The sequence below is a fragment of the Mesorhizobium sp. M1A.T.Ca.IN.004.03.1.1 genome (assembly GCF_003997555.1).
GTDB lineage: Bacteria > Pseudomonadota > Alphaproteobacteria > Rhizobiales > Rhizobiaceae > Mesorhizobium.
The window spans coordinates 1-276 of record NZ_RZTV01000253.1 but is presented as its reverse complement, the minus strand read 5'-3'; the positions used below and the strand labels follow the sequence as shown (position 1 = coordinate 276).

Annotated in this window: 1 protein-coding gene; it reads left to right on the top strand. The window is 61.2% G+C overall.

The window, feature by feature from the left end; genetic code table 11:
• Positions 1-276: redoxin domain-containing protein (locus tag EOD29_RS31580; protein WP_127248813.1), on the top strand; the 276-nt coding region annotated here is incomplete at both ends.

The following is a 276-nucleotide window of genomic DNA, read 5'->3' as shown; positions in this document are numbered from 1 at the left end:
GGGCTGCACCGCCGAATCACTGGCTTTCACGGCGTTAGCAGCCGAGTTCGAAGCGGCGGGTGCTGCCGTCATCGGCATGTCGCCCGATTCGGCCGCCTGCCATGACAAGTTCATCAAGAAGCACCGTCTTTCGGTGGCGCTCGCCTCGGACGAGGAAAAAACGACGCTGCAGGCCTATGGCGTCTGGAAGGAAAAGAGCATGTACGGCCGCAACTTCATGGGTGTCGAGCGTACCACCTTCCTGATCCACCAGGACGGCACGATCGCCACGATCTG